Source organism: Steroidobacter gossypii (genome assembly GCF_016801985.1).
In the GTDB taxonomy this organism is placed as follows: Bacteria; Pseudomonadota; Gammaproteobacteria; order Steroidobacterales; family Steroidobacteraceae; genus Steroidobacter; species Steroidobacter gossypii.
On record NZ_JAEVLS010000006.1, the window covers coordinates 113,910 to 126,839 of the forward strand.

10 protein-coding genes are annotated in these 12,930 nt (G+C 62.8%); 7 read left to right on the forward strand and 3 right to left on the reverse strand.

Annotation, left to right across the window (positions count from 1 at the left end; genetic code table 11):
• Positions 1 to 111 precede the first annotated feature (111 nt).
• Positions 112 to 480, forward strand: a complete 369-nt coding sequence (locus JM946_RS24255; RefSeq protein ID WP_203169968.1) for a cupin domain-containing protein — start codon at positions 112 to 114, stop codon at positions 478 to 480.
• Between the two features lie 227 nt (positions 481 to 707).
• On the forward strand, positions 708 to 1,409 hold the full coding sequence (locus tag JM946_RS24260) for a TorF family putative porin (RefSeq protein ID WP_203169969.1): 702 nt from the start codon (positions 708 to 710) through the stop codon (positions 1,407 to 1,409).
• 23 nt (positions 1,410 to 1,432) lie between these two features.
• On the opposite strand, the gene JM946_RS24265 is transcribed toward JM946_RS24260, so the two are convergent.
• On the reverse strand, positions 1,433 to 4,660 hold the full coding sequence (locus tag JM946_RS24265) for a putative bifunctional diguanylate cyclase/phosphodiesterase (RefSeq protein ID WP_203169970.1): 3,228 nt from the start codon (positions 4,658 to 4,660) through the stop codon (positions 1,433 to 1,435).
• On the opposite strand from JM946_RS24265, the gene JM946_RS24270 reads away from it, so the two are divergent.
• The 5 genes from JM946_RS24270 (at position 4,659) to queD (ending at position 9,413) form a co-directional block, all read left to right on the forward strand.
• Positions 4,659 to 5,207 (forward strand): cupin domain-containing protein, encoded by a 549-nt coding sequence (locus tag JM946_RS24270; RefSeq protein WP_218043096.1) that lies wholly within the window; start codon positions 4,659 to 4,661, stop codon positions 5,205 to 5,207. The two genes, JM946_RS24265 and JM946_RS24270, sit on opposite strands and share 2 nt — an antisense overlap.
• 26 nt (positions 5,208 to 5,233) lie before the next feature.
• On the forward strand, positions 5,234 to 6,109 hold the full coding sequence (aguB, locus tag JM946_RS24275) for an N-carbamoylputrescine amidase (protein WP_203169971.1): 876 nt from the start codon (positions 5,234 to 5,236) through the stop codon (positions 6,107 to 6,109).
• Between the two features lie 48 nt (positions 6,110 to 6,157).
• Positions 6,158 to 8,380, forward strand: a complete 2,223-nt coding sequence (rlmKL, locus tag JM946_RS24280) for a bifunctional 23S rRNA (guanine(2069)-N(7))-methyltransferase RlmK/23S rRNA (guanine(2445)-N(2))-methyltransferase RlmL (RefSeq protein ID WP_203169972.1) — start codon at positions 6,158 to 6,160, stop codon at positions 8,378 to 8,380.
• A gap of 227 nt (positions 8,381 to 8,607) precedes the next feature.
• Complete coding sequence (locus tag JM946_RS24285) at positions 8,608 to 8,982, forward strand: hypothetical protein (RefSeq protein ID WP_203169973.1); 375 nt, start codon at positions 8,608 to 8,610, stop codon at positions 8,980 to 8,982.
• 74 nt (positions 8,983 to 9,056) lie between these two features.
• Positions 9,057 to 9,413, forward strand: a complete 357-nt coding sequence (gene queD / locus JM946_RS24290; protein ID WP_203169974.1) for a 6-carboxytetrahydropterin synthase QueD — start codon at positions 9,057 to 9,059, stop codon at positions 9,411 to 9,413.
• 26 nt (positions 9,414 to 9,439) lie between these two features.
• Here the strand turns inward: queD and JM946_RS24295 are convergent, their stop codons facing one another.
• Together JM946_RS24295 and JM946_RS24300 are read right to left on the reverse strand one after the other, a co-directional pair.
• Positions 9,440 to 11,473 (reverse strand): response regulator, encoded by a 2,034-nt coding sequence (locus JM946_RS24295; protein ID WP_203169975.1) that lies wholly within the window; start codon positions 11,471 to 11,473, stop codon positions 9,440 to 9,442.
• Between the two features lie 140 nt (positions 11,474 to 11,613).
• Positions 11,614 to 12,897 carry an NAD(P)/FAD-dependent oxidoreductase gene (locus JM946_RS24300; protein WP_203169976.1) on the reverse strand — a complete coding sequence of 428 codons (1,284 nt, stop codon included), beginning with the start codon at positions 12,895 to 12,897 and terminating at the stop codon, positions 11,614 to 11,616.
• Between the last annotated feature and the right edge of the window lie 33 nt (positions 12,898 to 12,930).

The window sequence follows — 12,930 nt, forward strand, 5'->3', positions numbered from 1 at the left end:
GCGGCCGGCGGTGGTTCCGCCGGCCGCTGTTTCGTGGCGGCATTTCTTCTGGCCAGCGCCGCGGTCAGCCTCTACAGTCGAGATCCTCGAATGTGTTTAGCGAGCATCGTGATGTCCGATATAACCAGTTCCTTGATCGTGGACTTCACGTCGGCGGTCCCCGAGACCAATCGTTCCAAGCCGCCGGTGGAGCGGCTGCTTGCGGGCAATCCCGAACAGGTGGCGCGCAACTATTTCAGCGATAGCACTGGCCGCTTTTTCGCTGGGATCTGGGAGAGCACGCCCGGCAAGTGGCGCGTGAAATATTCAGAAAACGAGTTCTGCTACATCACGCGCGGCCGCGTGCGAATCGAACATGAATCGGGTCGTGGCTGGACCTTCTCCGCCGGCGCATCTTTCGTCATTCCCGCGGGATTCAGCGGCGTTTGGGAGGTTTTGGAGCCCACCGCCAAGTTGTATGTGATCTACGAGCCGGCTTAGTGCATGCCGCGGGTGGCGCGCCCCAGGTTGGGGCATGTGGGCCCGGGTTGCACCATCCAGAGCCGCCCCAGCGCTGGCTGAACGTGTTGGCATGCTTGCTGCATTGTGTGTTCTCGGGTGCGATTGTAGCTTTTCTGCCGCAGAATCGCGTGGATCTGGCCGACTAAATCAACTCGAAGCACATGCCGGGCACGGCGTGTTCCTTTCTCACCACAAAGGGGAGACGTATGCGTCAACTGAGGATTCTGGCTACTGTCGGATTACTGGGCGCGGCGGCGACAGCGAACGCCGATGTTTCGTCGACCTGGGCGTTGACCAACGAGTACGACTTCCGCGGCATATCTCAGTCGGCCAAGGATCCCGCCCTGCAAGGCAGCCTGGATTTTTCCATGGACAACGGCTGGTACGTGGGCGCATGGGCCAGCAACGTCGACTTCGATTCGGACGTCGACTACGAAGTGGACCTGTACACCGGCTTCTCCGGCGGCGCCGAAGACGGGCTCGGCTGGGACGTGGGCTTCGTGTACTACGCTTATCCGGACGACTCCGACATCAACTACCCCGAGATCTACGGCAAGCTCAGCTACGACATGTTCTCCGGCGGCGTGTATTACTCGAACGACTGGGGTAACACGGGCGAAAACTCCATCTACGTGACCGGCGATGTGAGTGTGCCCTTGTCGGATGCCTTGAGCTTGAACTTCCACGCCGGCTACAGCACCGGCGATTATTTCGAAGACCTGGACGCCGAGTACTTCGACTACTCGGTGGGCATCGGCTACACCGTCAACCAGTTCAATCTGTCGCTAAGGTACGTCGACACCGATCTGGATCGCGGCGACAACGGGTTCTCCGGCGACGACGTGTTCAACACCGAGGGGCGCGTGATTTTCTCGATCGCCACCACCTTCCCCTGGCAGAACGACTGAGCGACGGCGCAGGCGCCGACGGCTCAAGAGCCTCGCATCGAAAGGTGCGAGGCTTTTTTGTTGGACGACAGAGGCAGCTGCTTGATGACCGCCGCGACCGCGTTCGGCTTGGAAAGCAGCACCAGCTCTTGCGCGCGCTGTGCGGCGCTCGCCATCGCCGTGAACACCTGGTCCATGGGCACGGGTCGCGATAGCAAATAACCCTGCAACGAAAGATCCTTGCAGCCGAGCAAACGTTCGAACTGCTCGGCGCGCTCCACTCCTTCGGCGGTGACCTGCAGGTCGAGGCCGTCGCACATATCGACAATGGCGCGAACGATGGAGCGCGAGCGCGGGTTGGTGTCGATGCTCTCGATCAAACTGCGATCGAGTTTGACGCGGGTCAGCGGCAAGCGCTCGAGCGAAGACAGCGAAGAGTAGCCGGTGCCGAAGTCGTCGAGCGCGATGGCGAGGCCGAGCGCGCGCAGTCGATGCAACTGCTCGATCGTGGCCGGGCCGGTTTGCAGCACCGACTCGGTCAACTCGATTTCGATGCAGCGCGCCGGCAAGTTGTATTCGTCCAATAGCTCGCGCACGCGATCGACGAAGCGATAGTCGAGTAGCTGTCGCGGCGATACGTTGACGGCGATACGCGCTTGCGGCCAGGCGCCATGGTGCCACCGAGCGGCTGCGCTCACGGCCGTACGCAACACCCAGTCGCTGATCTCCATGATGAGCCCGGACTCTTCGGCCACGTTCAGGAACTCGCCCGGAGGCACATAGCGGCCGTCCGGCGTGCGCCAGCGGAGCAGGGCTTCGACCAGCTCGGTCTGCAAATCTTCGATGCTCACTTCGGGTTGGAAGAACAGCTCGAACTCATCGCGCTCGATCGCGCGGCGCAGGTCCTGCTCGATGCGGAACTTGTTGGAAGCGCCCTTGAGCAACTCGGGCGTGAACATGCTCACCCGCCCGCGGCCCAGCGACTTCGTGTGGAACAGCGCGGTGTCCGCGGCGATCAGCAGCGCTTCGGGATTCTGCTCGTGATCCGGATAGATGCTCGCGCCGACGCTAACGCCGATGATCAGATCCCGGCCGTCAATGTCGAGCGGGGTCTGAAACGCACGAATGATTTCTTCGCCGGCGGCGTGGACGTCATCGGTGCCGCCGACGCCTTCATAGATGACGGTGAACTCGTCTCCACCCAAGCGTGCAGCGAACCCCGCCGGCTGGGCGGCGCTCTGCAGCCGTCTCGCGATACCCCGCAGGACTCGATCGCCGAACGAATGCCCGACAGAGTCGTTGATGTTCTTGAAGTTGTCCACGTCGAGAAACAACACTCCGACACGGCCGCCGGCGCGTGCGGCGCGTTCGATGCTCGCATTCAACAGCGTGAACAAATGACGCCGATTCGGCAGGCCGGTGAGCGGGTCCAGCTCCGCCAGCTCCTGCAGCTGGCGCGTGCGTTCGGCGACCTTCGCTTCGAGCTGATGATGCGCTTCGAGCGCGACGGCCTGTGCTCTGCCCAGGCGCTCCGCCATGTTGTTGAAGGCGACCGCGAGCGAGTCGAGTTCCTTGATGCCGCCGCGAGCGACCCGGGCGTCCGGCTCACCGGCCGCGATGCGCTCGGATGCTTTGATGAGGCGTCGGACCGGGATGACGACACTGCGCACGGTAGCGATGGAGATCCACAGGCACAGTACGAGCACGACGATGCTGATCCAGGCCACGAGGGCGCGATTCGAAGACTCCGCTTCGGGCTGCGCGATCGGCACCGGAGTTTCATCCAACGCTGGCGCTAGCGGAGATGTCGCGCCAGACCAGGGAGTCGGCGGCGCATTCGCATCGAGCGGGTTGGCCTGTGCCAGCGATTGAGTCGCCGAAGCGTTCGCATCCAGCGGGTTCGTTCTCGCCCCAGGCAAACCGGTCTGCGGAGCGCTCACGTCGAGCGAGTGCGTTGGCGCCCAGGGCGTGCTGTTCTTGGAGGGGTGAGGCTGCGCTGATTTCGATTCAACCATCGCGCCCGGCGTTCGCTGGGGAGCGGTCGAGTCGCTGGGCAGGGCCGCCAGCACTCGGATTGTCTGCGTGACAAAACGATTGCCGCTGGTGGTCAGCTCCCGATGGGTCGTCACCAGCGATGTGCGCAGTTTGACCAGGGTGGCGAAGTCTTGCTCCATGGCGGCGAACCATTCGTCGCTCTCGGCACGCCGCAGGCTGCGGGAGTTGTCGAGCAGCGACTTCGCAAAGCTCGCTTCTGCCTTGCCCAATGCTTGGAAGATCTCGGGCTGGGTGCTCCAGGTGCGCACGGCGGCGGCGAAACTGTCGCGCAGCCCACCCAGGCTGGTGTTGAGCTGAACCAGCGACTGCCGCGCCACCACTCGCCCGAAGATCTTGAACGCGCCATCGAGGGAAGCGTTAACGCGCCCATCCATGTGTTCCAGCGTTTCCGAATATTCACGCAACAGGCGGCGACGGCCCTGCGAAAGGTCGATCCACTTGGCGGCCTCGCGCTGGTGCTGGCGGAGCGAGGCCGGCAACGAGTCGTAAGCGGTCTCGCCGAACGCTTTGGCCTGAGCCGTGAAGCTCGCCGACGCGCGGTCCAGTTCATTGCCGGCCTGGCGATAGCGCGCCTGTATTTCGATCGAGTCGGATTGGACGGCGGCGTAGACAGCTTCGTCGAAGCGTTCGAGAGCGCGGGTCAGTTCTTCCGCCGACAAGGTTTTGACGGGCGCCGGCGCTCGGACGGCGAGATCCACCTGCGCAGCGTTGATTTCGGCGGGCGGTATCGGCACTGGCGACGATGTCGCGCTGTCCGTCACAATGGACACGCCCCGTTCGACAATGAAGTTCGCGGCGGCCGCCAGGACGGCAACGCTGGCGAATGCGACCATCAGGCGCTCAGTGATGCCCCATGGCGCTAAAACGCGAGAAAGCAGCGCCGAGCAAGCGCTCGAGATCGAGCCCAAGGTGGGCAGACTCGCCCGCGCAGTGGCCAGCCACCGGCGCGCGGCTTCGATGAAGCGCAAATAACCCACTATGAATTCTGGACCAGCGCTGATCAATTGGGCGGGGGCATAGTCTGCGCAGCGCTGCTGCGAGGATCCATGAGGCACTCTACAGTTTGAAGGATGCATCCCATTGGTGTTCGCCGCGGGCGGCCTGAGGGATGCGCGAGCCGCCCAAGTAGGGGACTGCCTACGTTGCCGAGCGCCTCCTGGATGGAGCCGGGTGCCGTCTATTATCCTAAACACACGACGTGCACCGGGGAGCGGCATGAGTATAGACGTAGGCGGTCATTTGAAGGCGGTGCGCACGATGTACGGCCTGTCCCAGCGGGAGCTGGCCAAGCGCGCCGGCGTGACCAACGGCACCATTTCGCTGATCGAGCAGAACCGCGTCAGCCCCTCGGTGAGCTCCCTGAAAAAAGTGCTGGACGGCGTGCCGATGTCGCTGGCCGATTTTTTCGCCTTGGATTTGCAGGAATCTCCCCAAGTTTTCTACTCCCGGGACCAGCTCACCGAGATCGGCGACCGCGAAGTGTCGCTGAAGCTGGTGGCGGCCCAGCGGCCCAACCGCGCCATGAGCATCATGTACGAACGCTATCGGCCGAAGGCCGACACCGGCTCGGACATGCTCAGCCAGCAGGGCGAGGAGGGCGGCATCATTCTGAAGGGCCATATGGAATTGACCGTAGGTGGTCAAAGCAGAGTGCTCGGCCCCGGAGACGCGTACTATTTCGCCCGCGCGGTCCCGCACCGGTTCCGCAACGTCGGCGATGAGCCTTGTGAGATCGTCAGCGCCAGCACGCCGCCGACGGTCTGATTTCTACTTGCGAGCGCCCGAACACGATGAAGACCACTGTTGCCGCCACTCAATTCGCCAGCACGCCGGACCGCGTCGCCAATCTCGCCACTGCCGAGCGGCTGGTGCGCGAATCGGCCAGGCAGGGCGCGAACATCGTGCTGATTCAGGAGCTGTTCGAGACGCCGTACTTCTGCAAGGAGCACGATCCGAAGTGCTTCGCGGTGGCGATGCCGATCGCCGAGAATCCGGCCGTGCGCCGTTTCCAGGATCTGGCGCGCGAGTTGAACGTGGTGCTCCCTTGCAGCGTCTACGAGCGCGCGGGCAATGCGTTCTATAACAGCGTCGCGATCATCGACGCGGACGGCTCACTGCTCGGCACCTATCGCAAGGCGCACATTCCCGAGAGCCCGGGCTATCACGAGAAGTTTTATTTCTCGCCGGGCGATACCGGCTTCAAGGTGTGGCCGACCCGCTTCGGCACCATTGGCGTGGCGATCTGCTGGGACCAGTGGTTCCCCGAGTCGGCGCGCGCAATGGCCGTGCAAGGCGCCGAGATCCTGTTCTATCCCACCGCCATCGGTTCGGAGCCGCAGGATTTGAGCATCGATTCGCGCGATCACTGGCAGCGCGCGATGCAAGGCCACGCCGCTTCCAACATCATGCCGCTGGTCGCGTCCAATCGCGTCGGCACTGAGAAAGGCGAGCATTGGACGGTGACCTACTACGGCTCCTCGTTCATAGCCGACCACACCGGCGCCATCGTGAAGCAGGCGGCCCGTGACAACGAGGCGGTGCTCACGGCGACCTTCGATCTGGATTGGATCCGCAACTATCGCAATGCCTGGGGCGTATTCCGCGATCGCCGGCCGGAGTTGTACGGACCGATCATGACGCTCGACGGTCAACAGCGCGCACGCTGATTTTCTATCTGCCAGGGGCCGCGCCTGTGCGCGGCCGAGAGCTATTTCATGCAAATTTTCGTTTCGTGTCCGCCGGGCGTCGCGGATCTGACGGCTGCGGAGCTGCGCAATTGCGGCGCGACCCAAACGCGCGAGTTCAAGCTGGGCGTGCAGGCTGAGGGCTCGCTCGAGGTCGCCTATCGCGCTTGCCTGTGGTCGCGAACGGCCAGCCGTGTGCTGTTGCCGCTCGGGTCATTTCCCGCGGCCACGCAAGATCAGCTGTATCAGGGCATCGCGAGTATCGATTGGCAGCAGCACATGAATCCGAAGGGCACGATCGCCATCGACTTCGGTGGCGCCTCCAGTGGCATCACGCATACGCATTTCGGCGCGCTCAAAACCAAGGACGCCATCGTCGATCAGTTTCGAGAGCGCACCGGCGAGCGGCCATCGGTGCAATTGGAACAACCGGACGTTCGTATCGATGTGCGACTCGATCGCGATCGAGCCACGGTCAGCCTCGATCTCTCGGGCGACAGCTTGCATCGCCGCGCCTACCGCGCGCGCGGTGTGGCGGCTCCATTGAAAGAGACTCTGGCGGCGGCGGTGTTGCTTCGCTGTGGTTGGCCTGCCATCGCGGAGGAGGGCGGCGATCTCGTCGATCCCATGTGCGGCTCTGGCACGCTGCCCATCGAAGCTGCGCTGATGGCGCTCGACATCGCGCCGGGCCTGCTTCGCAGCTACTTCGGTTTCATCGGCTGGCGTGGTCATGATCGCGCGTTGTGGGCGAAGCTCATCGAGGAGGCTCGAGCCCGACGCGAAGCCGCCGCGTCGAAGCGAATCACGCTGCGCGGCTACGACACCGATGCGCTCGCAGTTCGTGCCGCCATCGAAAACGTCGAGCGGGCCAGGTTGCGGGGCGTGGTTCACATCGAACGGCGCGATCTGGAACAGCTCACGCGACAGAGCGATGCGCCGACTGGATTGGTGGTCACCAATCCGCCGTATGGCGAGCGCATCGGCGAGCAGGAACGCTTGCAGGCGTTGTATCAAACATTGGGTGCGAAGCTGCGAGAGCATTTCGAAGGCTGGAAGGCGGCGGTGCTCACCGGCAATCCGCCATTGGCCAAGTCGGTGGGCATCAATGCACGCCGCACTCACACGCTGTTCAACGGCCGTATCGAGTGCCGGCTGCTGCGCTTCGATGTAACGCCGGGCGACTATGTCGGCGAGCGAAAGCCGCCGCCGGATGCGGCCGAGCTGCGCGAGCGGCCCGGTGCGCAAATGTTCGCCAATCGGCTGCGCAAGAATCTCAAAACCATGCAGGACTGGGCGCGCCGCGAAAACGTCGATTGTTTTCGCATCTATGACGCGGACATGCCTGAGTATGCATTCGCCATCGATCAATACGGCGATGGCGAAGGCGAGCGCTGGGTGGTGGTGCAGGAATATGCGCCGCCGAAAAGCATCGATCCGAAGGCTGCGCGCCAGCGACGCAACGAAGCGCTGGCCGTGATTCCGCACGAGCTGGCGATCGAGCCGGAACGTTTGTTCATTCGCGAGCGACGTCAGCAGAAGGAAGGCGCGCAGTACGAGAAGCTGGATAACGAGCGCGAGTATCAACTGGTGCGCGAGCAGCCCTATCGATTCGCGGTGAACTTCACCGATTATCTCGACACCGGTTTGTTTCTCGATCATCGGCTGACGCGACGCCTGGTGGGCGAAATGGCCCGAGGCAAGCGCTTTTTGAATCTGTTTGCTTATACAGGCACCGCGACCGTGTACGCGGCGGGCGGCGGTGCGACCTCCTCGACCACCGTCGATATGTCTCGCACCTATCTGGATTGGGCCAAGCGCAACCTGGCGTTGAACGATCTCGCCGGGCCGGAACACGGCTTCGTTCAGTCTGACTGTCTGGCATGGCTGAAAGAGCAACGAGACAAGTCGCGTCGGTGGGATCTGATGTTCATCGATCCGCCGACGCATTCGCGCTCCAAGCGCATGGAACAGGATTTCGACGTGCAGCGGGATCACGTGCAGCTGCTGAGCCTTGCTGCGCAGCTGCTGGCCCCGGGTGGCGTCATCGTGTTCTCGAACAATTACACGCGTTTTCGGCTGGACCGCGAGGGACTTGCAGCATTCGAAGTGGAAGACATCGGGCGACGCACGTTGCCGCGCGACTTCGAGCGCAACCCGCGCATCCATGCTTGTTATGTCCTGAAGCTACGCGACACGAGCGATGCAGTTGCAGGAGTTACTGAAGATTCTGCTGGTGGCGCGGGCCGGCACTGAACGGAAGACGCTCACCGTGCGTGTCCATCCATTCACCGGACGGTGTCGGCGGAGGTCAAACGCCGCGGCAAATGGAGCTTCGAAATGGTGATTGCTTGCGCTTTTCGGCGCGGAAAACCGCTAAATAGGGGTGAAGCTCATTGCCATGACAGGGCCGTTGCAGCACAATTGCGCCCGCGTTACAGCCCACCCTCTCCCCAAAATCCGTCGATTGTGAAGTGATTGTTATGAGCGGCGATCCGTTCCAGGTTCATTTTCATCCCAAACTGGGCGTGGTGATCTACGATCCCGTCGCGCAGATGGGGTTGGCGCGCGAGCAGATGCGCCTGTTCAAGGTTGGCTCGATGACTTCGAGCACCTTCATGCGCGGCATCGTCAGCAAGGATCTGAACGCCTGCACCGGGGACGCGGCCAGCCAGAGCGCCGGCGCCGTGGATACTTACCGGACTGCCCGCTCGGGCCGTCGCAAGCCGTACTGCGAACAGTGCCGTCGTCACTTCGGCTCGGTGGATTTCGGCGTTTGCAGCGATTGCAGCGGCATCCGTTGCACCTGTGGCACGTGTAGCTGCGTGTCCAGCTCGCGTCGTCGCAAGGCGGCTTGAGCCGTGCAGCTGCGCATCGGCGCAGCTTGATGAGATAATCGAAAAGGCGCCGCTCGCGGCGCCTTTTTTCACATATGAACATCTTTCGCGTTTTCACCATCGAAGCGGCGCACCGCCTGCCCAACGTGCCGGCGGGCCACAAGTGCGCGCGCCTGCACGGCCATTCGTTTCGCATCGTGCTGCACTTGCGCGGCGAGGTGGATGCCACGTCGGGCTGGGTGATGGACTTCGCCGATGTGAAGGCGGCGTTCCAGCCGATTTACGATCGGCTCGATCATCACTACTTGAACGAGATCCCCGGGTTGGAGAATCCCACCAGCGAGAATCTGGCGCGCTGGGTGTGGCAGCAGGCCAAGGCGGTGTTGCCGTTATTGGATAAGGTGGTGATTCACGAGACTTGCACGAGTGGCTGCGAGTATCGCGGGGACTGACCGGGTAGCTCAGCTCGTCTCGGGGCTCAGGCTTGGGCTTGGGTGAATGAGGCGAAGGTCGTCTGGATGTCGGTGAGGCTCACCGGCTTGACCAGGTGGGCTTCGAAGCCGGAGTCGGCGGAGCGTTGCTTGTCGGCGGCGAGGCCGTAGCCGGTGATGGCGATCAGGCGGGCCTGGGGGATCATGGATTTCAGGCGGCGAGCCACTTCGAAGCCGTCCATCTCGGGCAAGCCAATATCCAGCAGCACGAACTGCGGGTCGAACGTCGCAGCCTGCGTCAGCGCGTCGGCGCTGGAGTAGGCGGTGAGCGTCACGTGCTCTTCGAGCTGCAGTAACAAGGCCAGCGAATCGGCCGCATCCCGGTTGTCGTCGACGATCAGCACACGAGCGGAGTTTCCGTTCGCGTTCGCGGCTGCCGGTGTAGCGTCGACCATGGCCACTGCCAGCGGCATGCGGAGGGTGAACGTAGAGCCGCGATCCACGCCGGGGCTGGTGCCACTGACGCTGCCGCCTTGCATCTCCATGAGCATGCGGCAAACAGCCAGTCCGATCCCCAGGCCACCGAGCGAGCGATCGAGCGAGCGCTCGCCTTGCACGAAGAGCTCGAACATCCGGGGAATGAGCTCCGCTGGCATGCCGATGCCGGTATCGCTGATCTCGACGACGGCAGCGCCATCTTCAGCGAATCCCCGCAGCCGAATCTCACCGCCCGGCTCCGTATATTTCGCCGCGTTGGTCAGCAGGTTCGCGATGCATTGAGCGAGCCGCACCTTGTCCGCATCGACCCAGAGAGGCTCGGCGCACAGCCCCAACGTGAGCCGATGTTGTTTCTCTTGAATCAGTGGCTGCGTGGTTTCGAGCGCCAGGTCGATGCACGACTGCATCGTGAGCCGTTCGCGATTGATCTCGATGCGGCCGCGAGTGATGCGAGAAACGTCAAGCAAGTCGTCCAGCAACCGGCCGAGGTGGCGGATCTGCCGATCCACGATGCCGACCAGCGCCTGCTCTTTCTCTTGGCGCACCAGGCGTGACAAAGCCTGCGCCGCATTGCCGATGGCCGCGGCGGGATTGCGCAATTCGTGGCTCAGCATGGCCAGGAACTCGTCCTTGCGCTCGCTGGCCTCACGGAAGCGAGCTTCGCTTTCCCGCAGCAGCCGCTCGGCCTTGCGTTGCTCGGTGATATTGCTGCCCGAGCTGACGACGCAGTCGCTGCCCATGGCGAACAGGGTCACGGAAAAATCCTGATCGCCGTAGATCGTTTCGTAGCGAACCGTCTGGCGTGTTTCGACCGCCTGCAAGCACCGGCCGTGAAAAGCAGCTATCTGTTCTGGCTGCAGCAGCTGTGAGACACGACGACCCAGTGCTTCCTGTCGCGACAGCCCGAACAGTCGAAGGGCGTTCGTGTTCGCGTCTCTGAAGCCCCAGTCGCTGATTGCGCCGTTCTCATCGCGCACAGCCTGCAGCACCGTGAACAGCTCAGTGGGATGCTCGAAGATGGCGTGCAGTTGCTCATCACGCTCGGCAAGCGCGCTGGCGTAGCGCGTTTCTATTTCAGTGCGAGCGCGGGTCAGCGATGTATTCAGCGCTTCGAGATGCCGACGGCGCTCGTGCAGTTCCACCAGCACCATCACTTTGGTGCGCAGGATCTCCGGCACGACTGGCACGGAGATGTAGTCGATGGCGCCGACCTCGTAACCTTTGAGCTGATCGAGGTTGGAGATATTGATGCCGGTCACAAAGATGATCGGCGTGCGCTCCCAGCGCGGGTGTTCGCGAATCATGCGCGCGGTTTCGAAGCCGTCCATGTCCGGCATGTTCACGTCCAGCAGGATCAGCGCGAATTCCTTGATCAGCAGCTGTTTGAGCGCTTCCCGGCCGGACGATGCACGAACGCATTCGATGTCCAGGCCGGCAAGGATGGCCTCGTACGTGAGCAGTCGCGCCGGCTGGTCGTCGACCAGCAGAACTCCCACGCGCGGCTTGCCAGGTTCGGTCTGCGCAGCAGGTTCAGCACCGGACGCGGTCGATGTCGCCGGAGCCTTGTCTGTCGCCTGTTTCATTGACGCACTTAAAATTCACCGACAGCCGAGGGCGGCCGCCAATCTGTTCTTGGGCGTGGGAGGTCTCGGCCTGCCAGACCTGCCGAGCGCATTTGTGGGAATGCGTGTAAAAAGGCGGAAGTTCCGCCGGCGCCTGAAAACTAGAGCAGATCCCGAGCTCGATACCAGAGCATGGCCAACACCAGGGCCGGCATCCTGAGAAACTGGCCTCCGGGGAAGTTCCTATGGCTGATCCGGGTGAACAGATCGAAGCGTTCAGCCTGCCCGGCGATGGCTTCAGCGGCCAGGCGGCCCGCGATGCCGGTCAATGCGATGCCATGCCCGGAGAAGCCCTGCAGATAGTAAATATGAGGAGCGATACGCCCGAAGTCCGGCGCGCGGTTCATCGTGATGTCAACATAACCTCCCCACGCATACTCGATCCGCACATCCGCCAGCTGCGGAAACACTTTCAGCATGCGCTTGCGGGTGGCGTTCGACGTGTTGAAGGGATCCAGCCCCGAATAGCTCACGCGCCCGCCGAACAGCAGGCGGTGGTCCGCCGAGCGTCGAAAGTAATCGAGCACGAAATTGATGTCGGTGACGGCGATGTTCTTGCGCATCAATCGATGCATGCGCGCTTCGCCCAGCGGCTCTGTGGCCACGATGTATGTGCCCACCGGCATGATGCGCGATCGGAGTGAGGGCACCAGCGTATTCAGATAGGCGTTCCCACAAAGCACGACGAACTTCGCCCGCACTCTGCCGCCCGCGGTGGTGACCACTGCGGGTTGGTCGTGAGTGATGTTCGTGACTAACGAACGTTCGTGGATCGTCACGCCAGCTGCACTGGCGGCCGCTGCGAGACCGAGGGTGTAGTTCAGTGGATGCAAATGGCCGCTGCCGTGGTCGTACAGGCCCGCTATATAGCGCCTAGTCTCCAGTAGCGATTCGACCTTGTCGCGCTCCATGAATTCAAGTTGGGTGTAGCCGTATGTTTGCTCCGCTTCGCGCTGTTCGTGCAGCAGGTCCGCACGCTGGCGCGGTTTGATGGCGACGTGCATCTGGCCCCAATGCAAATCGCATTCGATATCGTACTTCGCGACTCGGTCGCGGATCAGCTGCAACCCTTCCAGCGAGATGTCCCACATTCGCCTGGCGTTCTGCGCGCCGACCTGTTGCACGAGTTTCTGTTGGCCGCTCGCGAAACCGGCGATGGCCTGGCCGCCACTGCGGCCCGAGGCGCCCCAGCCGACCCGCTGCGCTTCGAGCAGCACGACTTTATAGCCGCGCTCAGCCAGCTCCAGCGCGGTCGAGCAGCCGGCGATGCCGCCGCCGATGACGCAAACGTCCGCTGTCTGATCGCCGCGCAGGGGCGGATGCTCGGGCGCGGGGTTGGCCGAGGCTGCGTAATAAGAGACCGCTTGGTTGGGATCTGTCGTCAAATCAGGCTCCGATGGCTTGGCCCGCGTGGGATG